The sequence below is a fragment of the Methylobacterium sp. D54C genome (assembly GCF_053345595.1).
On record NZ_JBKFAK010000016.1, the window covers coordinates 62,559 to 87,374 of the forward strand.

26 protein-coding genes are annotated in these 24,816 nt (G+C 67.9%); 17 read left to right on the forward strand and 9 right to left on the reverse strand.

Features of this window, described 5'->3' with window-relative positions; genetic code table 11:
• Positions 1-399 precede the first annotated feature (399 nt).
• Complete coding sequence (locus tag ACLBYB_RS23735) at positions 400-1,074, reverse strand: Crp/Fnr family transcriptional regulator (RefSeq protein WP_132368175.1); 675 nt, start codon at positions 1,072-1,074, stop codon at positions 400-402.
• 183 nt (positions 1,075-1,257) lie between these two features.
• On the opposite strand from ACLBYB_RS23735, the gene ACLBYB_RS23740 reads away from it, so the two are divergent.
• The 5 genes from ACLBYB_RS23740 (at position 1,258) to ACLBYB_RS23760 (ending at position 4,726) form a co-directional block, all read left to right on the forward strand.
• The gene (locus ACLBYB_RS23740) at positions 1,258-2,058 is read left to right on the forward strand and encodes a pentapeptide repeat-containing protein (protein ID WP_447700294.1); all 801 of its coding nucleotides are present in this window, start codon (positions 1,258-1,260) and stop codon (positions 2,056-2,058) included.
• Positions 2,059-2,102: 44 nt separating this feature from the next.
• A complete protein-coding gene (locus ACLBYB_RS23745; RefSeq protein ID WP_447700250.1) occupies positions 2,103-2,492 on the forward strand; it encodes a thioredoxin family protein in 390 nt (129 codons plus the stop codon).
• A 7-nt stretch (positions 2,493-2,499) separates the two neighbouring features.
• Entirely contained in the window at positions 2,500-3,219 is a 720-nt protein-coding gene (locus ACLBYB_RS23750) for a cytochrome c biogenesis CcdA family protein (protein ID WP_182180417.1), read from the forward strand.
• Positions 3,220-3,437: 218 nt separating this feature from the next.
• Positions 3,438-3,995 (forward strand): sigma-70 family RNA polymerase sigma factor, encoded by a 558-nt coding sequence (locus ACLBYB_RS23755; protein WP_244633348.1) that lies wholly within the window; start codon positions 3,438-3,440, stop codon positions 3,993-3,995.
• On the forward strand, positions 3,992-4,726 hold the full coding sequence (locus ACLBYB_RS23760) for an anti-sigma factor (RefSeq protein ID WP_447700251.1): 735 nt from the start codon (positions 3,992-3,994) through the stop codon (positions 4,724-4,726). The genes ACLBYB_RS23755 and ACLBYB_RS23760 overlap by 4 nt, the downstream gene beginning before the upstream one ends.
• A 38-nt stretch (positions 4,727-4,764) precedes the next feature.
• On the opposite strand, the gene ACLBYB_RS23765 is transcribed toward ACLBYB_RS23760, so the two are convergent.
• Positions 4,765-5,307 (reverse strand): fasciclin domain-containing protein, encoded by a 543-nt coding sequence (locus ACLBYB_RS23765; protein WP_100253358.1) that lies wholly within the window; start codon positions 5,305-5,307, stop codon positions 4,765-4,767.
• A gap of 307 nt (positions 5,308-5,614) precedes the next feature.
• On the opposite strand from ACLBYB_RS23765, the gene ACLBYB_RS23770 reads away from it, so the two are divergent.
• Positions 5,615-6,043 carry a LexA family protein gene (locus ACLBYB_RS23770; RefSeq protein ID WP_447700252.1) on the forward strand — a complete coding sequence of 143 codons (429 nt, stop codon included), beginning with the start codon at positions 5,615-5,617 and terminating at the stop codon, positions 6,041-6,043.
• The gene (locus ACLBYB_RS23775; RefSeq protein WP_447700253.1) at positions 6,040-7,329 is read left to right on the forward strand and encodes a Y-family DNA polymerase; all 1,290 of its coding nucleotides are present in this window, start codon (positions 6,040-6,042) and stop codon (positions 7,327-7,329) included. The genes ACLBYB_RS23770 and ACLBYB_RS23775 overlap by 4 nt, the downstream gene beginning before the upstream one ends.
• Before the next feature lie 412 nt (positions 7,330-7,741).
• On the opposite strand, the gene ACLBYB_RS23780 is transcribed toward ACLBYB_RS23775, so the two are convergent.
• Positions 7,742-8,410, reverse strand: coding sequence for a hypothetical protein (locus tag ACLBYB_RS23780; protein ID WP_182180409.1), 669 nt, complete (start codon positions 8,408-8,410; stop codon positions 7,742-7,744).
• A gap of 14 nt (positions 8,411-8,424) precedes the next feature.
• Entirely contained in the window at positions 8,425-10,494 is a 2,070-nt protein-coding gene (locus ACLBYB_RS23785; RefSeq protein WP_447700254.1) for a peptidoglycan-binding protein, read from the reverse strand.
• Positions 10,495-10,852: 358 nt separating this feature from the next.
• Between ACLBYB_RS23785 and ACLBYB_RS23790 the strand changes: the two genes are divergently transcribed.
• The 3 genes from ACLBYB_RS23790 to ACLBYB_RS23800 are packed head-to-tail and all read left to right on the forward strand — an operon-like array spanning position 10,853 to position 14,242.
• A complete protein-coding gene (locus tag ACLBYB_RS23790) occupies positions 10,853-11,518 on the forward strand; it encodes a vWA domain-containing protein (protein ID WP_447700255.1) in 666 nt (221 codons plus the stop codon).
• Positions 11,503-12,309: a PP2C family serine/threonine-protein phosphatase gene (locus ACLBYB_RS23795; RefSeq protein ID WP_447700256.1), complete on the forward strand. Its 807-nt coding sequence runs from the start codon at positions 11,503-11,505 to the stop codon at positions 12,307-12,309. The genes ACLBYB_RS23790 and ACLBYB_RS23795 overlap by 16 nt, the downstream gene beginning before the upstream one ends.
• Positions 12,310-12,319: 10 nt before the next feature.
• Complete coding sequence (locus ACLBYB_RS23800) at positions 12,320-14,242, forward strand: hypothetical protein (protein ID WP_447700257.1); 1,923 nt, start codon at positions 12,320-12,322, stop codon at positions 14,240-14,242.
• A 7-nt stretch (positions 14,243-14,249) separates the two neighbouring features.
• On the opposite strand, the gene ACLBYB_RS23805 is transcribed toward ACLBYB_RS23800, so the two are convergent.
• Positions 14,250-14,585: a hypothetical protein gene (locus tag ACLBYB_RS23805; protein WP_447700258.1), complete on the reverse strand. Its 336-nt coding sequence runs from the start codon at positions 14,583-14,585 to the stop codon at positions 14,250-14,252.
• Positions 14,586-15,250: 665 nt separating this feature from the next.
• Here ACLBYB_RS23805 and ACLBYB_RS23810 point away from each other — a divergent pair.
• Both ACLBYB_RS23810 and ACLBYB_RS23815 read left to right on the forward strand, forming a co-directional pair.
• Entirely contained in the window at positions 15,251-15,784 is a 534-nt protein-coding gene (locus ACLBYB_RS23810) for a TIR domain-containing protein (protein ID WP_447700259.1), read from the forward strand.
• A gap of 20 nt (positions 15,785-15,804) precedes the next feature.
• Positions 15,805-15,981, forward strand: coding sequence for a hypothetical protein (locus ACLBYB_RS23815; RefSeq protein WP_447700260.1), 177 nt, complete (start codon positions 15,805-15,807; stop codon positions 15,979-15,981).
• Between the two features lie 126 nt (positions 15,982-16,107).
• On the opposite strand, the gene ACLBYB_RS23820 is transcribed toward ACLBYB_RS23815, so the two are convergent.
• The 3 genes from ACLBYB_RS23820 to ACLBYB_RS23830 are packed head-to-tail and all read right to left on the reverse strand — an operon-like array spanning position 16,108 to position 17,701.
• Positions 16,108-16,782, reverse strand: coding sequence for a hypothetical protein (locus ACLBYB_RS23820; protein ID WP_354456440.1), 675 nt, complete (start codon positions 16,780-16,782; stop codon positions 16,108-16,110).
• Entirely contained in the window at positions 16,779-17,375 is a 597-nt protein-coding gene (locus tag ACLBYB_RS23825) for a type II TA system antitoxin MqsA family protein (RefSeq protein ID WP_354456441.1), read from the reverse strand. The genes ACLBYB_RS23820 and ACLBYB_RS23825 overlap by 4 nt, the downstream gene beginning before the upstream one ends.
• The gene (locus tag ACLBYB_RS23830; RefSeq protein WP_447700261.1) at positions 17,372-17,701 is read right to left on the reverse strand and encodes a hypothetical protein; all 330 of its coding nucleotides are present in this window, start codon (positions 17,699-17,701) and stop codon (positions 17,372-17,374) included. The genes ACLBYB_RS23825 and ACLBYB_RS23830 overlap by 4 nt, the downstream gene beginning before the upstream one ends.
• 335 nt (positions 17,702-18,036) lie before the next feature.
• Between ACLBYB_RS23830 and ACLBYB_RS23835 the strand changes: the two genes are divergently transcribed.
• From ACLBYB_RS23835 to ACLBYB_RS23845, 3 genes are all read left to right on the forward strand, one after another.
• Positions 18,037-19,962 (forward strand): heavy metal translocating P-type ATPase, encoded by a 1,926-nt coding sequence (locus tag ACLBYB_RS23835; RefSeq protein WP_447700262.1) that lies wholly within the window; start codon positions 18,037-18,039, stop codon positions 19,960-19,962.
• Positions 19,963-20,064: 102 nt separating this feature from the next.
• Positions 20,065-20,877 (forward strand): universal stress protein, encoded by an 813-nt coding sequence (locus ACLBYB_RS23840; RefSeq protein WP_354456444.1) that lies wholly within the window; start codon positions 20,065-20,067, stop codon positions 20,875-20,877.
• Positions 20,877-21,215, forward strand: a complete 339-nt coding sequence (locus ACLBYB_RS23845; protein ID WP_447700263.1) for a c-type cytochrome — start codon at positions 20,877-20,879, stop codon at positions 21,213-21,215. Before ACLBYB_RS23840 ends, ACLBYB_RS23845 begins: the two co-directional genes overlap by 1 nt.
• Positions 21,216-21,492: 277 nt before the next feature.
• Here the strand turns inward: ACLBYB_RS23845 and ACLBYB_RS23850 are convergent, their stop codons facing one another.
• On the reverse strand, positions 21,493-22,353 hold the full coding sequence (locus ACLBYB_RS23850) for a universal stress protein (protein WP_447700264.1): 861 nt from the start codon (positions 22,351-22,353) through the stop codon (positions 21,493-21,495).
• A gap of 262 nt (positions 22,354-22,615) precedes the next feature.
• On the opposite strand from ACLBYB_RS23850, the gene ACLBYB_RS23855 reads away from it, so the two are divergent.
• On the forward strand, positions 22,616-24,166 hold the full coding sequence (locus ACLBYB_RS23855) for a PAS domain-containing sensor histidine kinase (protein WP_447700265.1): 1,551 nt from the start codon (positions 22,616-22,618) through the stop codon (positions 24,164-24,166).
• The gene (gene fixJ / locus ACLBYB_RS23860) at positions 24,156-24,764 is read left to right on the forward strand and encodes a response regulator FixJ (RefSeq protein WP_354456448.1); all 609 of its coding nucleotides are present in this window, start codon (positions 24,156-24,158) and stop codon (positions 24,762-24,764) included. Before ACLBYB_RS23855 ends, fixJ begins: the two co-directional genes overlap by 11 nt.
• The last annotated feature ends 52 nt before the right edge of the window (positions 24,765-24,816 follow it).

Here is a 24,816-nt window from a genome sequence, read left to right on the forward strand (position 1 = left end):
GAGATGCGACGGTGGGCGAGGGGTAGTTGGTCCTCCTCGTCGCCTTCCGCCGCATGAGAGCAGCCCTCCGGCTGACCTTCGTATCCCCAGCCCGATCAAACTGGCCGCGAGGTCGGCTACACCCTGGGAGCCCCCGCTCTTGGGGTGCTTTTTGATACGACTACTTTCCAGTCGGGGCCGCATATGCCGAACGAGTGCTCGGGAGCGGTCGCGAAGGGCTATGGCCGATCAATCGCTGGTGGCCTGCTCCAGTTGATCCCAGAGCGTCCGCTTCGTCCGGGCCTGCGCCGGAAAGCGTCTCGGCCGTAATCCACCCTGAACGGCCATCTTGCTTCCGACCCAATCCAGTCGAAAAGCTCGATCCGCCTCGGCCAAGAAAGCAGACACCCCACGCCCAAGTCACAGCCGACCTGCGGCCGCCAAGCTGGCACGGTCAACGATTTCGATTGCGCCCCGACGAAGTTCGATCAGGCCCGCCTCAGCCCATTGCCCCAGGAGACGGCTGACGACCTCACGAACGCTGCCGACGTCGTCCGCGAGCTTCTGATGGGTCACCGCGGCGACACCCCGCGGATCGGCCTCGGCCAGGAGTCGTTGCGCGAGGCGCTGCTTCAGCGGCGCGAATGCGACCTCATCGATCAGCGTGAACAGGCCCGACATCAGCCGCGTGTAGTCGTCCATGACGAAGCTGCGGAACGCGGCGCTCTCGCCCATCAGGTGCTGGAACGTGCCCACCGGCAACGCCGCCAACTCGGTCTTCTCCTCGGCCACGCTCTGCGCCGGGAACGTGCCGCCGGACAGCAGGCACTGCGTGGTCAGGGCACAGGTGCCGCCGGGGCCGACCTTGTAGATCAGCACCTCGCGCCCGCCCTCGGACATCCGGAAGATGCGCGTGCGGCCTTCCAGGCACATCAAGTAGTTGGCGCACTCGCCATCGAGTTCGTAGGCGATGGCGCCGGCGTCCAGGACCGGGAAGTGGACGGTTCCCCGGGCGATCTGCAGGTGCGCCGGGCTGAGCGCTTGAAGCAGCGGAAACCGGTCGATCCAACGTTCGACCTTCTGGGCATCCGTCATGGCGGCGCAGTCCCCCCGGCCATGACGACGGGCTGATCGTCCGGCTCGCGTTGCGTTTTTCTCCCGCCGCGCCGGACTTGTGTGACCTGGGTCACCGACCGGGTGCAGCGGGCCGGCATAGCATCGCGCCACAACGAACACGATACGGCGCCCGCCATGTGTGGCGCCGCCGGGAGTGAACCGATGCGCCGCCTCGTCCTCAGCTTCATGCTCGCCGTCCTCGCCGCCGGCCCCGCCTCGGCCGAACAGGACCTGCTGCTCGGAGCGGACATGTCCTCGCCCGCCATGACCAAGGCCGAGATGAGCCGCGCCGACGTCGAGGCGATGATCAAGGCCGCGGACGGCAAGCCGGTCGACCTGCACGACAAGTCCCTCTCCGGGCTCGATCTCTCGGGACTGAACCTCCGGGGCGTCAACCTACGGACGGCGCGCCTTAACAAGGCCAACCTCCATGGCGCAGACCTCAGCGGCGCGAACCTCGAACAGGCGTGGTTCCTGAAGGCCGACCTGTCCGGCGCCAAGCTCGCGGACGCGAAGATGTTCGGCATCACCGCTCGCGACGCGAACTTTAGCGGGGCCGATCTCAGCCGATCAATGTCCATCGGCGACTTCAAGGGTGCCAACATGAGCGGCGCGACGTTGGTCGATCTCAAGGGCGGCGCCGATATCAAGAACCAGTCCATGGGCCTGATGCGGGCGGTGTTCACCTCGGTGAACCTCTCGGGCGCAAAGCTCCGGGGTGCCAATCTCGGACGGTCTCGCTTGGAATATGCCGACCTCAAGGATGCCGACCTCACCGACGTGGTGCTGATGGGCTCGGACCTGTCAGGCGCCAATCTAACCGGCGCCACAGTCACGGGCGCGGACTTCAAGAACGTCGACGTCAGCGGAGCCCGGTTGATCGACCTCAAGGGTCAGGCCGAGGCCAAGGATTGGGCGGAAAGGGTGAACGTCGACCGCGCCGTTACCCAGGCGACCAATTGAGCCGACTATCTGCCTAGACGCATCACCAAGGAGACAGACAGTCCATGACCACCCGTCGCTTACTTCTCGGCGCCCTGGCCGCCGCTCCCCTGCTGTTCGGTGCCGCCGCGAATGCCGCCGAGGCGGTCTTCAGCCCCGAGGCCTTCGAGGCGGCGCAGAAGGCGGGCAAGCCGATTCTCGTCCATGTCACCGCGCCGTGGTGCACTGTTTGTGCGGCGCAGAAGCCGATCCTGGCTAAGCTGGAAGCCCAGCCTCGGTTCAAGGACCTACAGGTGTTCGACGTTGACTTCGACAGCCGGAAGGACGTGCTGAAGCGGTTTGGCGTGACGAGGCAGAGCACCCTGATCACCTTCAAGGGTGAGAAGGAGACGGGTCGTTCGGTCGGCGATACCCAGCCGGAGTGGATCGAGGGCGCCGTCGAGAAGGCGTTGTAGGTCGGTCGTGGCCACGACGTTCGGCCTCGCGTTCCTCGCCGGCATCCTCTCGGTGCTGTCACCCTGTGTGCTGCCCTTGCTGCCGCTGGTGCTTGGTGCCGCGGCATCGGAGCACCGGCTCGGCCCCGCAGCCCTCGCCGCCGGCCTCGCGCTGTCCTTCGTGGCTATCGGGCTGTTCGTGGCGACCGTGGGGTTCGCCATCGGTCTCGACGGCGATGTCTTCCGTACCGTCGCGGCCATAATGCTGGTCCTGATCGGGCTCGTCCTGATGGTTCCGGCCGCCCAGACCCAGCTCGCCGTCACCGCCGGTCCGGTGAGCAACTGGATCGAGAGCCGGTTCGGCGGTTTCTCGACAGCCGGGCTCCTTGGCCAGTTCGGGGTCGGGCTGCTGCTCGGGGTAGTCTGGAGCCCCTGCGTTGGGCCAACCCTGGGCGCCGCGTCCCTCCTCGCCGATCAGGGGCGGGACCTGGGCACGGCGGCGCTTACGATGCTCCTGTTCGGTCTCGGCGCCGCCCTGCCGCTCCTGCTCCTCGGCGCGCTCTCGCGCGAGGTGCTGATGCGCTGGCGCGACCGGATGATGGGGCTCGGCAAGGGGCTCAAGGTCGCCCTGGGCGCCATCCTCGTGGCCACCGGCCTGATGATCGCCACGGGCTACGACAAGGCTGCGGAGACCGTCCTGGTCAACGCCTCGCCGGCCTGGCTTACGAACCTGACCACCCGGCTTTGATGGCGGGCACGCCGTAGACACTCTTCGTCAAACCGTGCTTGGGCCGGCAAAAGGCGAGCGGCGGTGAGAGGGTATCGCGGCCGATGGCGGGCGCCGCGCGAACCCTTCTGACGGCTCGCACGTGTCCCTCCGGACGAAGCCATGCCATAGCTATATCCTGAACCGGCCGATGCGCCGGAGCCCGCCGGAATTCGCTTTCCCGCGGCAAGGGAGGAACCGTGCCGAACGTGGGGACTCCTGCAAACGCGGACCTCGCGCGGCTGATCGCGGCCGTGGCCACGGGCGACCGCCTGGCCCTGCGCGCGCTCTATGACGCCGCCGCCCCGAAACTTCTCGGGATCATCCTCCGTATCCTGAGGGACAGGGACGCGGCCGAGGATGCGTTGCAGGAGGTGTTCGTGCGCATATGGCAGCGTGCAAGCACCTATGATCCGAGGACCGGGCCCGCGACCGCATGGCTCGGCGCCATCGCCCGGCACAAGGCCATCGACCGCCTTCGGCAGGACCATGCCACCCGCCTGACCCAGGCCGACGAGGACTGGTTCGAACGCCTCGCCGATACAAGCGACGGCGAGGCGGACCTCGCCCGCCGTGACGCCCTCGCGCATTGCCTCGAAGCCGTCGAGCCCGCCCAGCGCGACTGCCTCGTCCTCGCCTATTGCGAGGGCTGGTCACGCGAGGAATTGGCGGCACGGCACGACCGCCCCGTCAACACGGTCAAGACGTGGCTGCGCCGCGGCCTCATGAGCCTGCGCGGCTGCCTGGAGGCGACATGAGCGGCGATGTTGGCACGGGCGCCGCGCCCTTCTGGGCGGAGGACCCCAGCGGCGCAGCTGGGGAGTACGTCCTCGGGACCTTAGCCGCCGACGAGCGCGCCGCCTTCGCCTCGGCGATGGAACGGGACGCTTCCCTTCGCGCGGCGGTAGCCGACTGGGAGGCGCGGCTCGCGCCGCTCACGGCGACGGCCCCATCGGTCAAGCCCGCGCCCGACGTATGGGATGCAATCGAGGCCAGGATCGGGACGGCTCGCTCACCTGAGGTCGATGCCGGTGGCGCGACTGTCCGCAGGCTGGAGCGCGGGCTGCGGATCTGGCGGTCTGCCGCGGGGGCTGCGACCGCGCTCGCGGCCGGCCTCGCCCTCTGGCTCGCAGTCGGGCCGCGGCCTTCCGCCACCGACCGTCAGTACCTCGCCGTGGTCGACCGCGGCGGCACCCTGCCGGCGCTGATCGTGCGCGTCGATCTCGACGGCGGCACCGTTCAGGTCCGCAGTCTCTCGGCGGAGACCCCGCCGGACCGCAGCCTGGAACTCTGGTTCGTGGGGGCGAATGCCGCGCCGCGCTCGCTGGGCCTCGTCACTGACCCGGCGGCACGCCTGCCCGTGCCGGCCGCCCTCCGTGCCGGTGCGGAGGGTGCGACCCTCGCGGTGTCGGTTGAGCCGAAGGGCGGCTCGCCGACCGGTGCGCCAACAGGCCCGGTCGTCTATTCCGGAAAGCTCCTGCGCGAATGAGGCGGGCTCCGGCCTCCGCCGGCGCCCGCCCCCCGCGATCAGGGCATCAGCACGCCGCTGACGACGTGGATGACGCCGTTCGACTGCATGACGTTCGGGATGGTCACCGGAACGGTGTTGCCCTTCACATCGGTGACGTAGACTTTCTTGCCCCTGGCCGAGACGGCGAGCGGTTCGCCCTCGACGGTGGTGAGCTGGTTCTGTCCCTCGGGCTTCTTGGCGAGCGCCATCAGGTCCTTGGCGGTGTAGACGCCCGGGACGACGTGGTAGGTCAGGATCTTCGTCAGCGTCGCCTTGTTCTGCGGCTGCACGAGGTTTTCCACCGTGCCCGGCGGCAGCTTGGCGAAGGCGGCGTTGGTCGGCGCGAACACCGTGAACGGGCCCGGGCCGTTCAGCGTGTCGACAAGGCCGGCGGCCTTCACGGCGGCGACCAGGGTGGTGTGATCCTTCGAGTTGACCGCGTTCTCCACGATAGTCTTTTGGGCGTACATCGGCGCGCCTCCGACCATCGGGTTCTTGGCGAGCGCCGGCGCAGCGACGAGACTGAGGCCGAGAGCGAGGCTTAGAAGGGTCTTGGACATGGTGTCTCCCTGATACTGCGCCCCTCCAGGGGCGTCGCAGGGTCCTACGGGGATGGGCGGGGGAAAAGTTTCAGGCCTGCCCGACGCCGCCGTGAATACGTTCGAAACCGCGGGTCACTTCGATTGCAGTGATCCGGCGGTATCGGTCAAACTCGACCGAAGCGGGTTTGAAGGCATCTCCTCGGCAAGCGCCAATTTTCTTTATCCACAGGCGTCCACATAGGCTCATTGTCGCAAGCTCGGCCGCTTGCGAGGAACCGTCGCCGCATGTTCCTATTTTGTTCTGTCAGGTTCGCGGAGCAAAAACATGCAAGCCAGCGGCATTACCATTGGCCTGCCCATGCCGGTGCCCCTTCTGGCTCGACCGGTCAGAGCAGGCTTCCCGAGCCCGGCGGACGATTTCATCGAGGATGAGATCGACCTTCAGCGTCTGCTCATCGCCAACAGGCCGGCGACCTTCCTGGTGCGGGTGGCCGGCGATAGCATGGTGCTGGCCCGCCTTTTCGATGGGGACCTAGCGGTGGTCGACCGCTCGCTCACGCCGCGAAACGGCGACATCGTCGTGGTCGACATCAACGGCGAGCGCTCTTTCAAGGTCTGGCGCCGCCAGGGCCATCGGGTAGTCCTGGCGTTCGCCAACCCGCGCTTCCCCGAGTTCCGGTTATCGCCCGGCGCAGAGATCGAGGTCTGGGGCGTCGTCTCCGGCTCGATCAACCCGAGGCGCCGGAGCGAGTGAGCGCCCGGGCCTACGCCCTCTCCGACGGCAACTCTTTCTACTGCTCCTGCGAGCGGGTGTTCGACGCCCGGCTGGCCCGCGTGCCCGTGATCGTGCTGTCGAACAACGACGGCTGCGCAATCGCCCGCACCGCCGAGGCCAAGGCCCTCGGCATCCGCATGGGCGAGCCGTACTTCAAGATCCGCGACATGTGCCGATCCCAAGGCGTGCGAGTCTACTCGTCGAACTACGCCCTTTACGGCGACATGTCGGCCCGGGTGAACACGGTCTACCGGAGCTTCTCGCCGCGCATCGAGATCTACTCCATCGATGAGAGCTTCCTCGACCTCTCGGACGTCCGGGAGCGGGACCGGGTGCCGCTCGCCCGGGACATGCGCGAGACCGTGCGGGCCTGGACGGGCATCCCGACCTGCGTCGGGATCGGCCCGACCAAGACACTGGCGAAGCTCGCCAACCACGTCGCCAAGAAGGTGCCGGAGCTCGGCGGGGTCTGCGACCTGACAGACCCGGTCCAGTACGAGCACTGGATGGTCCGCATCCCGCCGGAGGACATCTGGGGCGTTGGGCCGGCGAACGCTCGCAAACTCCAGGCGCTCGACTGTGAGAGCGCGGCCGACGTGCGCGATCTCGACACCCGTGCCGTCCGCAAGGCCATGACCGTGGTGGGTGAACGTCTGGTGCATGAACTTCGCGGCGTGCCCTGCCTCGATTTGGAGGAGATGGCGCCGACCCGGAAGGGATGCGCGGTGACCCGGAGCTTCTCCGACCGCGTCGAAGACCTCGCCACCATGGAGCAGTCGGTCGCCACGCATGCCGCCCGGCTCGGGGAGAAGCTCCGACGCGAGGGGCTCGGGACCGACCACGTCACGGTCTTCTTCCACACCTCGGAGCATGACCGCGACAGGCCGCAACGGTCGGTGTCAACGGTGGTGACGCTTCCGGAAGCCTCGAACGACACCCGGGTCCTCGTGAAGGCGTGCCTGCACGGCGTGAGGAAGGCCTGGCGCAACGGCTTCCGCTACTCGAAATCCGGCGTGGTCACGACCGACCTCGTCCCACTGGGCGCCTCTCAGCGGGCCATCCCCGGCCTTGGCCAGCTCGACCGCGAGCAGGGCGCGGCGCTCATGGCGGCGCTGGATGCCTGTAATGCGCGTTTCGGCCGAGGCGCTGTCGTGCCGGCTGCGGCAGGGTTCGCGCGCAAACGGGTGTGGTCCACCAAATTCGAGATGCGCTCGCCCCGGTACACCACCCGGATCGACGAACTCCCGACAGTGGCGGCGGCCTAGGCCGGGCCCGATTGGGAGCCGAGAGGGTGGATCTGACCCCAGCTGGTCTTGCGAGCCTCGAAGCCCGGTGCGATCACCGCAGACTTAGCCGAGCGGCCGCCAGTTCGGCAGCGAGGGACGCATCTGATCATTCAGGGCCTCGGTCTAAGCTCTCAGGTCCGCGAACTCTGGCGTCACACTTCCGTCTCTGCCTGTCGGTGTTCGCTCCGTCCGACCTGTGGAGGCGCGGACACTTCCATAGGCACGCCGATTACCGCGTCGGGCGCAGCCGCATCGTCTGCAACGCGTGCGGCCATGCTGACGAGGACACTGGTTTCCAGCCAGGGGGATCGTCACCGCCACGACGAACGCCAAACATTCGTAACGCGTCGAGCGGATTGCTCATCTGTCAATTCATGTGATGTAGTCAGCGTCAGAAGTCGGTGTTTCCACGTCGGATGATACTGCGGGGGGCTTCTCCGGCCGGGGCGAGTGTTGGGCTCGCTGTTGACCCCGAACCGCCGCCGATGGGGGCCGGACGCTGTGTCTCCGTGAGCATATCCCGCGTTGCCCGGGCAGCCGACATCGACTTCTCGCTTAGGCCTGCGACGACCCAGGCCTCCTGCTCCTTGTCGTCGTAGCCGCTCTCAAGCACGACGACGCCGCTGAGCGTCCCCGAGGCCATCGACGAGCTCAGCTCGGTCAATGACTGTCCAATGGTGCGCTGGTCCACTGTGCTGATGCTCTTGCCCTCGCCAGCCTTTTCCTGCGTCGTCTTCGATACGGTGTTCTCGAACTCGTTGACGACACGGCCGGTGGCGACCTCCTGTTTCAGGAAGCGGACGATCTCCCCCTTGGCCTTTTCCTCGGCGATGACGGTCGCCGTATGCACACCCCGCTTGTCAGCGATAGTCACAGGGTGGCTGTACTTCGAGTAGATCCGCCGGACGCCGCCATTGGGGTTGAACTCCAGCGTCACGCCATTGATGCCGGCTTTCCATTCGACGGTGCCATCCGGCCGCTTCTCGACGCTCTGAGCGCTGGCGGCGCCTATCAGCGCCGCATACAACGTGGCCGCGGCCGCAAGCCTGACGATGCCCATCCGATAATCCTCCCTCATGACACGTCCCTCGCGATGCGGGCGCGCACAGACGCGATGCGCGCGATGGTGGCGTTCGGCAGGAGCAGGTTCAGGTAGCCCCGGACTCGGCTGCCGCGTTCCGGGAAGACCAGGACATCACCGAACGACGTCCCCATGGCGTGGCTGGCGACGGCGAAGAACGGGTCCTGCTGAGTCGGCACGCAGTAATTGAAGAACCCTCGCTCCTGGCCCTGCGGGGCCGTCCGGGAAACGTCGGCCTGAAGGGCGGGGTAGCTCCTGAAGGGCTGTCGCGACGCGAAGACCACGGTGCCGTCCTTATCGAGGAACTCCACCACGAGCCTCAGCCGTTGCGCCCTTTGGTCGAAGTGCAGGCACTGGCCCTCCGGAGGGCAGCGCTGGCTGTACCTCTCGTTAGTCACGAATGTCCGGCCCAGGCACTCGGCCATGACGCCGTCCGCGGTTTGGTAGGACGCGAAGCAGGCAGCAACTCCGAGTTGCTCGGAAGGCGTGCGCTCCGACAGGAATGTCCGCTGATCGCCCCCGAACCCCCGGGCGAAGCCGGCGTCGAAGGCTGGAGGCCGGCAATTCGATTGGCCGGACCGCCCCCGGTCCGCGCGGTCGAGCCTCACGAATACCTGCGCCCGCTTCTGCGCGATCAGGTCGAACTTGGCACGCCACTCACGGGCCGCGTCGTCATTCACGCTGTAGGTCAGCGGGATCCGTAGCCAAGCCTCGTCAGCCGAAGACGGCAGGCTTGCATCGACCTGTGGCGTGCCTACCCCAACGCGCACCAGGCCCTCGGCTTTGGCGACGAGGTCCGCATAAAGTTCGGTGGCAGCGGCCTTCTCCTGGCCAAGCGTCTCGACGGTACTGGCTGCCGTCGCGGTGTCGAAAGCCACGACTGGGACCGCGTTGTCCTGCAGCACCTTCAGGAGCGGCTTGACGGCGACGCCGACCCGCGCCGTCACCTCGTAGAGGCCGCCCCGCTGCTCCGTCCTGACCACCTCCAGCTTGCTGACGTAGGCGTTGGTGTAGGAGATCAGCTTCTCGTCGACGACCTCCGAGACCTTCCGGTCCGAGACATTGAGCTCAACCCGCCGGCGGTTGTCGACGAATACGCCGACCACCTGCTGGATGGCCAGCCGCGCGGCGTCCTTGCGCGCCGCGTCCGGGTCGTCGCCGGTCCCCTTGACCTCCACCGTCCGGACCCCAGGATCAGCCTCTGGCGCGGGACGAGGGCCCAACGGCGCCGCTAGGACCGCGGTCTCACCGTCCGAGAACTCGGATGCTGGAGATGCGCCGGCTCGGGTTGGTCCCGGCGAGGGCCTGGCCGGATTGGCGGCGAAATGCCCCGCGTCGTCGAAATCGTCTCGGCCTCTCTCGGCGCGGAACATCGGCTCGCGTCGCCGCTCGGCGTAGTACGAGGGGGGCTGGCCACGCTGAGGTGCGCCGCCCAACATACCGATGATGATGCCAGGCAGGACGGCGCGCGGGTCGACTTGGGGGCCGCCCTGGCCCTGGTTGAAAGGGTCCCGCGCAAACCGAGGGTCGGGCAGAGACGGGCGCCCCTGCTGCGCAGCCTCGCCGAAGGGATTGCGTGCCCGGTCCTGACTAGCAGGGGCGGGGCGAAGCAGCGCCGCCCGCTCCTGCGCATCGAGGAAATCGGCCGGCGCATGGCCCAAAGTCTGGCGATAGGAACGGATCGCCTGACGCGTGCCAGCGCCGAACACCCCGTCGGCGTTGCCCACCATAAAGCCCATTGACACAAGCCGGCCTTGGATGGCCATCAATGCCTCGGGGCGCAAGGAAGCCTCGGCTCGCGCGTCGCCGGACAGCGTGTTCAGGTAGCCGGCCGCCCGCGCCCGGTAACGTTGGGCGATGCACGAAGCGGCCCGGCCCGAGTCTGCACTGACGTTCGCGGCTAGGCCGCAGCCGTCCTCGACCGTCTTGAACCACGCCACGTGCCCGTCCCGCAGCCTGACGCGGTCCGGGCCATCGACACTGAAATAGGCGGCCCAGTACGACGCGCTCAGGGCCCAGTCGGCGTCCCAGGTATTCGGGTCCTGACAGATGGCCCGGGACATAGCCGTCTGGGCGCGGCTGCAGTCAAAGGTTGGTCCCGAGGGCGTTTGGGCAGTCGCTGTGGCGCTGCACAGCAGAGCCGCGAACACACCATACGCGAACGCGCCGATGCGAAGCCTCACAGACCCGCTCTCCCATACCGCGCTGTTCGCTTGATGCCACCTTACGTGTGCATCGATGCCTCGCAAGAGATCAAGGCGTCGTCCATCAAGAGTTGTAGATTGTTACGTTCCGCACGAAGCTGCCCGACGCTTGACAACTCGGTTAACCCTGCGCCCAGCGTGTCACCTCTTGCATGGTCCCATGGATTGCGTACCACCTAGGATCATGTCGCGTACGCTGTCGCGGCGGAGGGATGGCATGTCCGAGTTCGATCAGGTCCCATTCGGTGCGGAGGAGTTCGCTGATAACCCCGAGCCCCGATGCCCATGCCTACTTCTGCTGGATACCTCCCACTCGATGCGTGGCCGGCCAATCGCAGAGCTGAACAACGGATTGGTGGCGTTTAAGGATGAGCTCGCCGCCGATACGCTGGCGATGAAGCGGGTCGAGATCGGGGTGGTGACTTTCGGCCCCGTATCGATGCTGAACGATTTCCAGACGCCGGATATGTTCACCCCACCGAGGCTCGAAACGACCGGGGACACGCCGATGGGGGCGGCCATCGAACGCGGCGTCGAGATGATCCGTCAGCGCAAGGACGCCTACCGGGCTAACGGCATCTCCTACTATCGCCCATGGGTGTTTCTCTTCACCGATGGCGGGCCGACCGACAGCTACACTCGTGCTGCCCAACTCGTGCGCGAAGGCGAGGAGACCAAGGCCTTCTCGTTCTTCGCCGTCGGCATGGAAGGGGCGAACATGGACGTCCTCGCCAGCATATCCAGCCGCCAGCCGCTCAAGTTGAGCGGCCTCCGTTTCCGTGAGCTTTTCTCCTGGCTTTCTTCGTCCTTGAGCGGGGTCTCGCGCTCGCAGGTCGGACAGACCGTCCCGCTGGCTGCCCCGACCGGATGGGCCGAGGTGTGAGCGATGGGGTCCACCCGTGGCGCTTCGCCTTCGCCGTCGCCGAGGGAACGTCGCACGCCACATCTAATACTCCCTGTCAGGACCAAGCCCTGTGCCGGGTGATCGACACAGCCGGAGGTGAAGTGCTGATCGGGGTCGTCTGCGACGGCGCCGGGAGCGCAGCCCATGCCGAGGTCGGGGCATGGCTCGCTGCTCAGACGATGTTGGAACTGGTCGATCTGCATTTCGAGGAAGGCGGCCGGATAACCGACGTGGACTTGGCGTGCGGCCGTGCTTGGGTCGCCCGGGTGGCCGATACGTTGACCCGTCATGCCGCGGCGGAAGGCCGTGCGGTCAGAGATTATGCCTGCACCCTACTCGCCGCCGTTGTTGGGACGACGGGCGCGGCCTTCGTCCAGGTCGGCGATGGCGCCATCGTCATATCTCGGGGTGAGGAAGAGGACTGGTCCTACGTGTTCTGGCCGCAGCACGGCGAGTTCGCCAACACCACGAACTTCGTCGTCTCTCACGATGCGACTGACTCTCTTGAATTCGCCTACGTGCCAGAACGGCTTCAAGAGGTGTCCCTATTCTCGGACGGCCTGGAGAACCTCGTCCTACACCATGCGACCAAAACGGTGTTCGAACCCTTCTTCCGCCGGATGGTCGCTCCGGTGCGTAGGCTCGTCGCGCCGGGCATGGATGCAGGCCTGTCGGCGACCTTGGCCGTTTACTTGGCCTCGCCGAGCGTCTGCGAGCGCACCGACGACGACAAGGCATTGATCCTCGCGTCGCGCCTGCCAGCCGCTTGACGGAACCGACATGAGCAAGGGGGTGCCTCAGGTGGTCGACGACGCAGGTCGACCGATCAGGCTCGGCGCGGTTCTGGGACAGGGTGGCGAAGGCGCCGTCTATGAGGTGGTTTCGCGGCCGGGACTCGTTGCGAAGGTCTACCATAAGCCACTGTCCGGTGAGCGGGCGGACAAGATCAGGGTCATGGGCCTCATGGGCAACGATGCCCTCGGTCGCCTGGCAGCCTGGCCCTCGGGACTTCTGATGGAGGGCAGCGGACGCGCGCCGGTCGGCCTCCTCATGCCGCGTGTCAGCGGCCGCAAGGACATCCACAACCTCTACAGCCCGAAGAGCCGTCGCTCCGAGTTCCTGCGGGCGGACTGGCGGTTCCTCGTGCGTGCGGCGGCCAACACCGCCCGGGCCTTTGCGGCGGTCCACGCGGCCGGCTGCGTCATCGGCGACGTCAATCACGGCGGCGTTCTCGTCGGACAGGACGCCACCGTCACCCTAATCGATTGCGACAGCTTCCAGGTGATGCACGGTGGCCGACGCTTCTTGTGCGAGGTGGGCGTTGAGACGTTCACCCCGCCGGAACTTCAGGGCCGGTCCTTCCAGGGCGTGGTGCGCGATGCGTCGCACGACGACTTCGGCCTGGCAGTGATGGTGTTCCTGCTGCTCTTTATGGGGCGCCACCCGTTCGCAGGCCGGTTCTCGGGCGCGGGAGACATGCCGATATCGCGCGCCATCGAGGAGCACCGCTTCGCCTACGGGCGTCGGCGGTCGATGCTCCAGATGACCCAGCCACCCGGCACTCCGCCTTTGTCCATCGTGGGGCCTCAGGTCGAGTTGCTGTTCGAGAAGGCATTCGCGTCCGATGCGCGACAGGTTGGTCGGCCGGCCGCCCGGGATTGGATCACGGCGCTTGAAGGCCTAGAAGCCGACCTGAAGCAATGCGGCGTCAATCCTTCGCATTGGCATAGCCGCTCGACGGCATGCCCGTGGTGCCCGATGGAAGGCGCAACGGGGGTCGCCCTGTTCCCGGTGGTCGTTCAGAGTGCCGCCGGCACGATGTTCGACATGGCCCGGCTGTGGCAGGAGGTCGAAGCCATCCGGCACCCAGGGGGCGCACCCGCCATAGAGGTTCCGATGCCCGAGCCCAGCGCCGAGGCTCGGAAGCTCGCCGGTCGGACGACCAAACGTCATGCGATGGCTGCGACCGCAGCCGCAATGGTAGCGGTATTAGGCATCGCGTTGGGGCCCGTGATGCTTCTGGCCGCCTGCGTGATGTACCTCGTGGTCCTTGCAGCCAATGGCGGGACCGACAAGCTTCGTCCCATCATTGAGGCCTACGACGCAGCCACTGCGAGATGGGAGAAAGCCGAAAAGGAGTGGCTGCAGAAGGCCGGCCCTGCCCTGTACGATCAGCGTAAGACCGTATTGGTGAGCCTTCGCGAGGAGTGGAACCAAGTACCGACCCTCAGGCTGAAGAAACTCGCCGAGTTGGACAGGGACCGCGAACGGGCTCAGCGCCTCCGCTTTCTGGATGCGTTCGAGATTGAGAAGGCTAAGATCGAGGGAGTCGGCAAGGGGCGTAAGCTGACACTGGCGTCCTATGGTATCGAGACCGCCGCGGACGTCACCCAGGGGAAGCTGACCCAGGTGCCGGGCTTCGGACCCAAGATGCAGGCGCGGATGCTGGCCTGGCGGTCATCCATCGAGAAACGCTTCGTCTTCGATGCGACCCAGCATGTGGACCCGCGCGACACTGCTCGGGTGGAGCAAGACATCCTCGCCAAAAAGACGGAGATCGAGCGACGTATGAACGTCAGCTTGGCCGAATTACGCCAAGCTAGCGCTCAAATCTTGTCGGCTCGCCAACACATGCACAGCCAAATGTTGACGGTTCGCGGGGAGTTCTTGCAGGCATCAGCTAACAAGCAGGCAGTTTCGTAGGTCCAGCCTATTTAAAATCCCACCCAACCACGACATCATTTTCAAGCATAACTCGTCTACTAAATCTGTTCTTGCCTGTTTGTCCGTATTTATAAGTATGATTAGTCTTGGTTTTTAACACCTTCCTATCGATGGCGACTGGGTTTCCGAGAGCATCCACCAGATGATCGACGGTCATGCCTTGCCATACCATTTTGTTCATTATTCTATCGACGATCTCAGCGTCGCCATATTTTTCCGTCAATCTTTTTCGGCGTGCCTGTTGCATTAAATGCCTAATCGCGAATGCCCCGACCGCGATCAATACGACGATGGTTATGAATTCCAAGCGCTTCCCCTCCATCGCCGCGCTCCCTCTATCCTGCCTAAGCAGTAAGGAGCGTCGTAAGTAGCCTTCGAACAAGAGATTATAACCGAGGCCGGAAAGACAACGCTACCTTACGTTTGGGATCTGCGTCGAAAAGGGCAGCGCTGGTGGCTACCTCGCAACACGAATTTAAGGCCGCGAGAGGGCTCACCGGTGCGTTTCCCCTCGACGCTGCATCCCGGGCTGTCCCCATCCGCATCGCCGCGACCGCCCGTCTCGCGCGCCTGGAAACCATAACGCTTCACGGGTCAGGTTACCCGAAACGCGTACGCCACCGAGCCGAACCGCCACCGTCCCGGGCGGCCGACCCGGCGCTCGGGGTTATCCCCCTAACGATGCGGAACAAAACAGGTTCGGCGCGCATGAATCCGGAACTTGGCCCGCAACTTGACGGGGGCTTCCATGCGCGCCCGCGCCCGCACGTACACCGAGAAGCCTAGCTCTGCTTCGAAGACGCCAGCCAAGGCGAAGCCTGGGCCCCGCTCCCCGGCTCGGCCGGCGGCTCCGCGACCGAAGCCGGAGAAACCCGAGGTCCGGATCTTCGTCTCCTACTCGCACCGGGACGCCGACGCCCGCCAGCGGCTGGAGACCCACCTCGCACCCTAAAGCGCGAAGGTGTCACGACCTGGTTCGACGGTGACATGAATGCCGGCGACAAGCTCGATACCGAGATCGCGCGGGAGTTGCGCAAGGCGCACGTCTTCGTAGGCCTGCTCAGCCCCGACTACCTCGCGAGCAACTACTGCTGGAAGATCGAGTACAAGCGCGCCATGGGCCGCCGCGCGAACGGCACGATGCGCGTCGTCGCCGTCGTGCTGCGCCCCTGCGACTGGAAATCAACTACCGCGGCGGGCTTCAAGTTGCTGCCCGAGGATGGGCGCGAAGTCACCCGCTGGCGCAGCGCCGACGAGGCCTTCCTCAACGTCGCTCAAGGCATCCGGCGCGTCGTTGCCGAGGTCCGCAAGACGTTGGCTGGGGCAGCACCCAAGCCGGCCCGAAAGAGGCCAGCCGCCTCGAAACCCGCGACGCGGCCGCCGACAAAGCCCGATCCGAAGCCCCGTCAGAAGCCGGGCCCGAAGCCTGGGATGGTTCGCAGAGGTGCAGGCACGACCGCAGGGACGCGCCGCCCGCCGGCCAAGGGGCGTAAGTCCTCGCCGAGGCCTTCGCGACCATGAAGAGGCACCAATACACGAGGATGGATCTTCCGCAGCCGGCCATACCAGCCATCGGTGCCGAGGAAGGCATCGCGAAACTCGCCGCGCTGACTGTCACGTTCGAGAGGGAAGCGTCGTTTCCCTGCCCTGCATCGAACATAGCCGGGTTCGCGGTCGAGGACTTCCACACACTCTCGGAAGCCCTTCGGAAGCACTGACGCCCTCGCATCGCACGTCGAAGCGGGACGTGCCCGGTACGGCGGTGCTTGCCCGCGGCAGGCGCCTCCAAGTCACGGTGCACCGGGTCGCCGGTGGACAGGTGCGTCCGGCCGGGCGCCGAGCCGTCAGGCCGGTCCGACTTTCGGAGCCGGCCCGATGCCGTCGAGAAGGTCCGGACCCTGACGAGCCTTCCATTTCCGGAAGACCGCCAGGGCGGACTTGTCGGTGATCCCGTGCCGGGCCGGGTTGTTCTCGTCCAGCACGCGGCGCAACCTTTCCGGCACCTCCCGGTGCCAGAACTTGGTGTGGTTGGGGCCGACGTCGCGTCCGAGTTCCTGGTAGGCGCCGTTGCCGGCCCAGCGGAGTCCCTTGGCGCCGAGGAGCACCCCGATCTCGCTGGCCCGGAACCCAAGCTGGCTGCCGATGCTTGCCGCGGTGCAGGTGTAGATCACCGCTGCCTCGGCCGAGACGGTCGGCAGGTCGGGGGACGCTCCGCTCCCGGCGACCCGGGCGAACGCCTCCTCCGCCTTGCCGGTCCTCAGACCATGCAACTCGGTGACGAGGAGCTCGACCCCCCGGGTGAGACGCTCGATCATCTCGCCCTGGCGCTGCAGGCGCTCGCCCTGTTCCCGGACCCGGGCGTCCTGTTCCTGCCGCTCGGCCCGCAGGATCTCGTTCTGCTCCCGGAAGTGCGCCGCGATGGTCTCCCCCACGTCGCGTGCGAACTCCTCCATCCCGCTGAGGGGCTTCCTCGGCGGGAGGTGATGCAACACGCCCATGGTGGGACGCTCGTCGGTCATGCGGCGGCGGCCTCAGGCTCGGCCCGATGGACGGCGTCGAAGGCCACGTCCGCGGCGAGCGCGGCGATGCCGTCACGGTCCACGTCCGGGCGATGCGAGAGTTTCTCCCGCAAGGTGGCATGGGCACGCCGGCGGTCGTCGCGCTCGATCTGGGCGAAGACCTCCTCGGCCTCCGGGTTCTTGATCCCAGCGGCGAGCATCTGGCGCCGGGCCAGGTACGGGTCGCTCGCCAGCGCGCGGATGAACCTGTCGGCGACCTTGCTCTGCGGGACCTTGCCGCGCTCCCAGCGCGTCCAGGTCTTCGGGCCGGTCGAGAGGATCAGCTCCATGTCGGTCTGGCGGAGCTTGTACTTCAGGCGGATCGCGCAGAGCTCCTCGGCGGACAGCAGGCCTTCCAACTCGCGCACGGCCGCGGCATGCGCGAGCTCGTGCTGCGAGATCTGGGAGCCGCGATAGCTGACGTTGCCGCAGGCGGCGCACACCATGCGCCGGTCCTCGAACGTGACCTTTCGCCCGGACCGCTCGACGACGAACGGCTCGACGCGCTCCGAGACCGAGATTTCCTCGCAGGCCTGGCAGGGCTCAAGTGTCATCGGTCGATATCCTTCTTGAACGACGTGACGACCAGGAACTCGGTGCCGTCGCTGGCGGTGGCGACGAGCAGTTTCAGGAACATCCAGTCGGAGCAGTCATCGACCCAGATCGAGTAGTAGTCCGACACCGTGGTCGGGTGGTGCTTCCGGGTCTGCTCGGACTTGGTGAAATGGGCCTCCCCGAGCTCGGTCTGGATGATTGCGTAAAGATCATCCGAGTCCAGGTTGCGGCGCTGGAGCTCGTCGAGGACGGGGGTGAAGAGCTGGCATCCCTCCTCCTCGCAAGCCAGGCGCCTGACCTTTTCAAGCGGATTGTGTGGCGCCATCCAGCCTCCAAGAGGTAGCACCGTGCTACCCGAACTTCAACCGCGACATAGTGCTGAGGTTTCCGCATTCCCGCCTACGGTTCGCCGATGATGGGCGGGACGCGGAGAATTTTACGCGCCTCGTGTGGCGCGGTTCCCAGCGCCGCACGCGGGTTCGCCGATCATGTAGCGACGCGATTCGGTGCAGTTTCGGCGGTCGGGCCCGCCATCCCGGCACGACCGGCACCATGGAGGCGGGCAGGTCTCCCAGGAACTGCCGGGACGTGTTGATCCAGCGCAAGGCCTCCCGAGCCGGGCCAGCCTCATCTCGGAGGTCGGAACGGTCGAGAATGGACATGACGACGGCTGCCGTGGACTTGCCCGGGACGAAACGACCGGCGGCCGCGGCATGGCTGTCGGGCCTGCGCGGGTGGTTGGCCGTCCTGCCGCTCGCCGCTCTCTGCGCCGGCCTCGCCGCGCAGGCCTCCGGCCGGGCGGACATCGCCGCGTCGGCCTGGACCCTTGCGACGCTGGCGGTCCTCGGGGTCCTGATGATCCATGTCGTGACGAGCTTGGCGAAGGAGGACGTCGGCCTCGACCTCGTCGCCCTGCTCTCTATGGGCGGCGCGCTCGCGCTTTCGCAGCCGCTGGCCGGCGCCGTCATTGCCCTGATGTACGCGGGCGGCCAGTCGCTGGAGGCGTACGCGTCCGGCCGCGCCGGCAGGGCGATGACGGCGCTGATCGCGCGCCAGCCGCGAACCGCCCTGCGCGAGGACGGCGGCGTTCTGACGGAGGTGTCCCTCGCGGCGTTGGTCCCGGGGGACCGCATCCTGGTGCGCGTCGGCGACGTCGTGCCGGTCGACGGGCGGGTCGCCGCAGGCCGCGCCGTGCTCGACCGTTCGAGCCTCACCGGCGAGGCGCTGCCGGTCACGGCCCTCACGAACGAGACCGTGCTGAGCGGGACCGTGAACGCGGGCACGCCGTTCACCTTGGTGGCGGAGCGGCCCGCGGCCGGGAGCACGTATGCCGGGATCATCCGCCTCGTCGAGGCGGCGCAGGCCCGGAAAGCGCCGATGGCCCGCTTGGCGGACCGGTACGGGCTCGCCTTCCTCGTGCTCACGCTGCTGATGGCCGGGGGCGCCTGGCTCGCCACCGGCGACCCGCTGCGGGCGCTGGCCGTGCTGGTCGTCGCCACCCCGTGCCCGCTAATCCTGGCGGTCCCCGTCGCCCTCGTCTCCGGCCTCTCGCGCGCAGCCGGCATCGGCGTGCTGATCAAGGGCGGGGGCGCCCTTGAGATGCTGGCCAAGGTGCGCGTGCTGGTGGTCGACAAGACCGGCACGCTCACCCACGGCAACGCCCGGTTGACCTCCGCGCGCATCCTCGGCGCCCGCGACGAAGGCGAGGTCCTGAGGCTCGCGGCGTCCCTCGAACAAGCCTCCGGCCACCCGCTGGCCCGGGCCCTGATCGATGAGGCGGCCCGGCGCAGCCTGCCACTCGCGCAACCCGAGGGCGTCGAGGAAATGCCCGGGGAAGGCGTGTCCGGCTCGGTGGAGGGGCGCTCGGTCGCCGTCGGGGGGCCGCATCTCATGCAAACGCATGGAATCGGCTTCCCGGCACCGGCCGAGCCAGGAAGCATCTCAGCGGTCACGTCGACGGTGCTGATTGCCATCGACGGTGCCCCGGCCGCCGTGTTGGCGTTCGCCGATCCGCTGCGGGCGGACGGCGGCAACGCGCTCCTGGAACTGCGCGCGTGCGGCATCGAGCGTGTGGTGCTCGCGACCGGGGACCGACGGGCCGTCGCGGAGGCGCTCGTCGCCGGGCTGCCGGTCGACGCGGTCGTCGCCGACCTCGACCCTGTGGCCAAGACCGAGACCGTCGCAGCCGAGCGACGGAACGGACCGGTGATGATGGTCGGCGACGGGGTCAACGACGCGCCTGCCCTGGCGGCCGCCGATCTCGGCGTGGCCCTCGGAGCCCGGGGCGCGGCGGCGGCTGCCGAGGCGGCCGACATCGTCCTGCTGGTCGACAGCCTGGCGCCCCTGCCACGGGCCATCCGCATCGCCAACCGGGCCCGCGCCATCGCGCTCCAGAGTGTGTGGGTCGGTCTCGGCCTCTCGCTGGCCGGCATGGTCGCGGCGGCCCTGGGATACCTCTCACCCCTTCAGGGAGCGCTCCTCCAGGAAGCCATCGACGTCGCCGTGATCCTCAACGCCATGCGCGCGCTCGGCGGTACCGGTCACGGGCGCGCGCACGACGCATCGACGGCCCCGGACCTTCCGTAAGGCTCGCGGAGCGGCACCGGCGGGCTTGCGCTGGATCAAGGTCGGTCGATCCGCCCCGGGCCAGGCTTCCCGCGCCGGGACCGGCGCACGGTGGAGGTGGCCATGGACTTCGCGAACATCCTCGTTTCCGCCGACCTCGGCGACGCGGCACCGGACCGGGTGCGCCTGGCTGCAGGATTGGCGCGACGCTTCGAGGCGACCCTCACGGGCGTGGCGGCCCATCAGGTGCCGGTCCCCATCCTGGTGCGAGACGTCTACGACGCCACTCGACAGGAAGAGCGCAACAAGGCGCTGGTCCGCGAGATCCTCGAACAGGCCCACGACATGTTCGACCGCAGCGCCGGGGAGGAAATCCGCACGGAGTGGCAGGCCGCGCTCGCCGGGCCGATCACGCATCTCGTCGAACAGGCGCGCGCCGCCGACCTCGTCGTCGTGGGCCGGCGCGGGCGGGGCGACGACGACCCGGGTCCGCTTGGCGTGCCGCCCGGGCCGGTGCTGATGGAGGCGGGACGGCCCGTCCTCGTCGTACCGCCCCGACTCGTGCACTTGCATGCGGCCCGCATCGTCGTCGCCTGGAAGGACGGTCCAGAGGCGCGGCGGGCCGTATCGGCGGTGCTTCCCTTCCTTCACGGTGCCGACGAGGTCGCGGTCGTGACGGTCGGTGGCGACGGGCGGCACGAAGGGACGAAGGCCGTGGCCAGTCATCTCGCGCGGCACGGCGCGCACGTGACGACCCACTTCCTGGAGGCGACAGACAGCGACGGCGACGAGATCCTGGACTTCGCCCTGCGGCAGGACGCCGACCTCATCGTCATGGGCGCCTACGGCCATTCGCGCCTGCGGGAATGGATCTTCGGGGGCGTCACGCGCGAAGTCCTCGAACGCGCGCAGGTCTGTTGCCTGATGTGCCACTGATGCGCTGGTCCCCCGCCATCCTCAGGGTATCGGCGCCGATCATCCTGGCCCTCGTCGCGCCCCAGGCCTCGGCCTCCCCGGCGGACCGCGGCCTGGCATTCGCCCGGGTGTATTGCGGGCGCTGCCACGCGGTCGGCTTGAGGCGGACCAGCCCGATGCGCGAGGCGCCGTCCTTCCGCAGCCTCGCCGACCACTTCCCCGTCGGCGACCTCGCTGATGTCCTCGTGGAGGGCGTGGACCGCCGGCATCCGGCCATGCCCGACTTTCGGCTCAGCCCCGCCGATGCCGCCGACCTAACGGCCTATCTCGAAGGACTGCGCCATGGATGGCGCCCGTGACAGAGGCCGTCGCGGATGCGGTCCGCGGCGGCCTCGACTACGGCGTGCACCTCACTCGACGAAGCCCCAGCCAGCCTCCAGCGCGGCGCGCTCCTCCTCGTTCAGCGGGCCCGGCCATTCGATCCTGTTAGGTGCCCGCACCTGGGGAGGTGCCCCATCGGTCTTCGACTGCGCCGCAGCCGGCTCGGACAGGCGACCGCGTTTCCGCGACCGCAATGCCCGGTCGGTCGCGACGCTCCGAGGAGGATCTCGCTCCGTCATCGTCAGCCTCCCGGCTTCAGCGGGACAGGAACAGGGGTGCCGGGCTGCCCCTGAGGAATGAGCGCGTCACGCCGCCGAAGAAGTATTCGCGGGTCGGGGAGTGCCGGTAGGCACCCATCACGATCATGTCCGCCCGGAACAGCCCGGCCTGGGCACGCAACGTGTCGGCGATGCTATCCCGCTTCGGAAGATCGTTGACGCTGACGTTGACCCCGTGCCGGGCAAGATGGGGCGCGAACTCGGCGCCCGGCACCGCTCCGTGGATCTCCGCTTCGGTGCCGACCGAGACGATCTCGACCGCTTCTGCCGCGCGCAGGAACGGCAGGGCGTCGTTGGTGGCCCGGGCGGCCTGGGCGCTGCCGTCCCAGGCGACGATGATCCGCCGCGCCGCGAAGGCGTCGTGTCCCGGCGGTACGGCGATGACCGGCCGGCCGCTGTGGAACAGCGCCTTCTCGATCATCTCACGGTCGATGTCGTACGTGCGCGGACCGATGTCCAGGACCGTCAGGTCGTGCAGGCGCGCACGGGCGGCGAGACGGCTCACGATCTCCGGATACGGCAGGCTCGGCGCCTCGGTCGTGCAGACGACGCCAGCCTGCGCGGCATCCCCAGCCGAGCGCTCGGCGACGGAGCGGGCCAACGCGTCGAGCCGGCGGTCCATGACCGAGACGCCTTCGTAGTCGAACTCGCCGAGCCAGGCGTCGTCGCCCGAGAGGCGCCACGAGGCCGACTGGACGGTGAGGTGGGCGCCTGCGGCCTTGGCCAAGGTCAAGCCGTAACCGATGGCCGACGAGGCCTCCTCGCGCTCGCCTTCCACGGCGGTCCCGACGAGGACGTCGCGGATGCCCGCCAGGGGCGAAGGACTGGGTCTGGACATGGGAGTTCTCCGGGTTGAGCCGACCCAAAGGTTCCTCCCGTCGTGGCGACACCGCGTTGATCCACCTCAAGCGGCTCGGGCGGCGCGGTATCAGTGGCGGCTCGGACCAAAGAACTACTCTGCGTCGGCCGCGAATACGCACCGGCGGCTGTTCCCCGTAGCGGAATCGCAGTAATGACCGGATGCGCGATGCAGACGCCCTACGGGTGGACACAGGCGAGTTCCAAGACGGCCGCGCGCAGGACCTTTCCGGGTGCGCTTGATGACGGACCCCGTCGACATGCCCAGCGCCGACCGTTGGCGTGACGCCACGCAGGCGAACGACGAACTTCGTCAGACCCTCGACGAGGTCGGCATCTGCGTCTGGTCGCTGGATATCCCGACCGGACGCGCCACCGTCTCGCCGACCTGCGCACGCCTGTTCGGGGTGCCGCCCGAGCGGCTCACCACCTTCGCCGACTCACAGGCGCTGGTGCATCCGGACGACCGGCAGGCCCGCGCTGACGCCATCCAGCGGGCGTTGCGTGAGGGCGGAAGCTACGAGGCCGACTACCGCGTCGTTCGTCCCGATGGGTCCGTCTGCTGGCTGCGCTCGCGCGGGCGGGTGAGCTTCGACGACGCCGGCCGGCCGGCACGGCATCGCGGGGTGGTCCTGAGCATCGACGAGCAGAAGCGGGCCGAGGAGGACATCCGGGCCCGCGAGGCGCATCTGCGCTCGATCCTCGACACCGTGCCCGAGGCGATGGTCGTCATCGACGAGACGGGCCTGATCCACTCGTTCAGCGCCGCGGCCGAGCGCCTGTTCGGCTACGCGGCCGGCGAGGCGGTCGGGCGGAACGTCCGCATCCTGATGCCGGAGCCGATGCAGGGCGAGCACGACGGCTACCTCGACCGCTACCGCCGGACCCGGGAACGCCGCATCATCGGCACCAACCGGGTCGTGACCGGCCGGAGGCGGGACGGCTCCACCTTCCCGATGGAGCTCGCCATCGGCGAGATGCGCTCGGGCGAGCAGGTCTACTTCACCGGCTTCATCAACGACCTCACCGAGCACCAGCGCACCCAGGCCCGCCTCCAGGAGCTCCAGTCCGAGCTCGCCCACGTCTCCCGGCTCAGCGCGATGGGCGAGATGGCCTCCGCGCTCGCACACGAACTGAACCAGCCGCTCGGCGCCATCGCGAACTACACCAAGGGCTGCCGCCGCCTGCTGGCACGCCCTGGCCCCGAGGCCATCGCCAAGACGGTGGAGGTTCTCGGCAAGGCCGCCGAGCAGGCGCTGCGGGCCGGCCAGATCATCCGGCGCCTGCGCGAGTTCGTCGCTCGCGGCGAAACCGAAAGGCGGGTCGAGCCGGTCGCGAGGCTGATCGAAGAGGCCAGCGCGCTGGCGCTGGTTGGAGCCCGCGAGCAGGGCATCGTCGCGCGCGTCGTCGTCGACCCGCGGGTCGGCTCCGTCCTCGCCGACCGGGTGCAGGTGCAGCAGGTCTTGGTGAACCTCCTGCGCAACGCCCGCGAGGCCATGCAGCAGGGCGACAGGCGCGAACTGACCGTCGAGGCGAGGCCAATCGGCGGGGAGACGGTCGAGATCATTGTATCGGATACCGGGCCCGGCATCGCCGCGGAGGTCGCCGACAGGCTGTTCCAACCGTTCGTCACCACGAAGCGGAGCGGCATGGGCGTCGGGCTCTCGATCTGCCGCACCATTGTCGAGGCGCATGGCGGGCGCCTCGACGTCGAACGCAACGGCACCGGCGGGGCGACCTTCCGGCTGACGCTCCCGGCCGCCCGTGTGGGGGACCTGCCCGATGGCGACTGACGTGGTGCACGTCGTGGACGACGACCTGGCCATGCGGGACTCCCTCGGCTTCCTGCTCGGGACCGAGGGGTTTGAGGTCCGGCTCTACGAGGCCGGGGCGGACCTGCTCGACGGGCTGAAGAAGCCGGCCGCGGGATGCGTCCTGACCGACATCCGCATGCCCGGCATCGACGGGCTGGAACTGCTGCGCCGCCTGCGGGCTGCGGGGCACGCCTTGCCGGTGGTGATGATGACGGGGCACGGGGACGTGCCTCTCGCGGTGGAGGCGATGAAGCTCGGCGCCTGCGACTTCATCGAGAAGCCGTTCGACGACGAGGCGCTCATCCAGGCGCTGAGGTCGGCCTTGGAGCGTGGCGGGATCGCCGGAGCGGTCGACCCGACGCTGCGCGAGTTCGTGCGTCGCGTCGGAACCTTGAGCGAGCGCGAGCGGCAGGTCCTGGACCACCTCGTCGCCGGCCGCACCAGCAAGGAGATCGGCCGGACGCTCGACATCAGTCCGCGCACCGTCGAGATCTACCGGGCCAAGCTCATGGCCAAGACGCGGGCGGAGAGCCTACAGGAACTGGTGCGCTGGTCGGTGCTGGGCGGGCTCGCCTGACGCCGGCTTGAGGCAGGTCAAGGCGAGCGCCCGATCCACCCACGCATGATGG

What these genes read in the sequence shown, in the direction of transcription:
- ACLBYB_RS23735 (WP_132368175.1), bottom strand. Translation starts at nt 1,074, where the DNA reads ATGACGGATGCCCAGAAGGTCGAACGTTGGATCGACCGGTTTCCGCTG.
- ACLBYB_RS23740 (WP_447700294.1), top strand. Translation starts at nt 1,258, where the DNA reads ATGCGCCGCCTCGTCCTCAGCTTCATGCTCGCCGTCCTCGCCGCCGGC.
- ACLBYB_RS23745 (WP_447700250.1), top strand. Translation starts at nt 2,103, where the DNA reads ATGACCACCCGTCGCTTACTTCTCGGCGCCCTGGCCGCCGCTCCCCTG.
- ACLBYB_RS23760 (WP_447700251.1), top strand. Translation starts at nt 3,992, where the DNA reads ATGAGCGGCGATGTTGGCACGGGCGCCGCGCCCTTCTGGGCGGAGGAC.
- ACLBYB_RS23765 (WP_100253358.1), bottom strand. Translation starts at nt 5,307, where the DNA reads ATGTCCAAGACCCTTCTAAGCCTCGCTCTCGGCCTCAGTCTCGTCGCT.
- ACLBYB_RS23770 (WP_447700252.1), top strand. Translation starts at nt 5,615, where the DNA reads ATGCAAGCCAGCGGCATTACCATTGGCCTGCCCATGCCGGTGCCCCTT.
- ACLBYB_RS23780 (WP_182180409.1), bottom strand. Translation starts at nt 8,410, where the DNA reads ATGGGCATCGTCAGGCTTGCGGCCGCGGCCACGTTGTATGCGGCGCTG.
- ACLBYB_RS23785 (WP_447700254.1), bottom strand. Translation starts at nt 10,494, where the DNA reads ATGTCCCGGGCCATCTGTCAGGACCCGAATACCTGGGACGCCGACTGG.
- ACLBYB_RS23790 (WP_447700255.1), top strand. Translation starts at nt 10,853, where the DNA reads ATGTCCGAGTTCGATCAGGTCCCATTCGGTGCGGAGGAGTTCGCTGAT.
- ACLBYB_RS23795 (WP_447700256.1), top strand. Translation starts at nt 11,503, where the DNA reads ATGGGCCGAGGTGTGAGCGATGGGGTCCACCCGTGGCGCTTCGCCTTC.
- ACLBYB_RS23800 (WP_447700257.1), top strand. Translation starts at nt 12,320, where the DNA reads ATGAGCAAGGGGGTGCCTCAGGTGGTCGACGACGCAGGTCGACCGATC.
- ACLBYB_RS23805 (WP_447700258.1), bottom strand. Translation starts at nt 14,585, where the DNA reads ATGGAGGGGAAGCGCTTGGAATTCATAACCATCGTCGTATTGATCGCG.
- ACLBYB_RS23810 (WP_447700259.1), top strand. Translation starts at nt 15,251, where the DNA reads ATGAATGCCGGCGACAAGCTCGATACCGAGATCGCGCGGGAGTTGCGC.
- ACLBYB_RS23815 (WP_447700260.1), top strand. Translation starts at nt 15,805, where the DNA reads ATGGATCTTCCGCAGCCGGCCATACCAGCCATCGGTGCCGAGGAAGGC.
- ACLBYB_RS23820 (WP_354456440.1), bottom strand. Translation starts at nt 16,782, where the DNA reads ATGACCGACGAGCGTCCCACCATGGGCGTGTTGCATCACCTCCCGCCG.
- ACLBYB_RS23825 (WP_354456441.1), bottom strand. Translation starts at nt 17,375, where the DNA reads ATGACACTTGAGCCCTGCCAGGCCTGCGAGGAAATCTCGGTCTCGGAG.
- ACLBYB_RS23830 (WP_447700261.1), bottom strand. Translation starts at nt 17,701, where the DNA reads ATGGCGCCACACAATCCGCTTGAAAAGGTCAGGCGCCTGGCTTGCGAG.
- ACLBYB_RS23835 (WP_447700262.1), top strand. Translation starts at nt 18,037, where the DNA reads ATGACGACGGCTGCCGTGGACTTGCCCGGGACGAAACGACCGGCGGCC.
- ACLBYB_RS23840 (WP_354456444.1), top strand. Translation starts at nt 20,065, where the DNA reads ATGGACTTCGCGAACATCCTCGTTTCCGCCGACCTCGGCGACGCGGCA.
- ACLBYB_RS23845 (WP_447700263.1), top strand. Translation starts at nt 20,877, where the DNA reads ATGCGCTGGTCCCCCGCCATCCTCAGGGTATCGGCGCCGATCATCCTG.
- ACLBYB_RS23850 (WP_447700264.1), bottom strand. Translation starts at nt 22,353, where the DNA reads ATGTCCAGACCCAGTCCTTCGCCCCTGGCGGGCATCCGCGACGTCCTC.
- ACLBYB_RS23855 (WP_447700265.1), top strand. Translation starts at nt 22,616, where the DNA reads ATGACGGACCCCGTCGACATGCCCAGCGCCGACCGTTGGCGTGACGCC.
- fixJ (WP_354456448.1), top strand. Translation starts at nt 24,156, where the DNA reads ATGGCGACTGACGTGGTGCACGTCGTGGACGACGACCTGGCCATGCGG.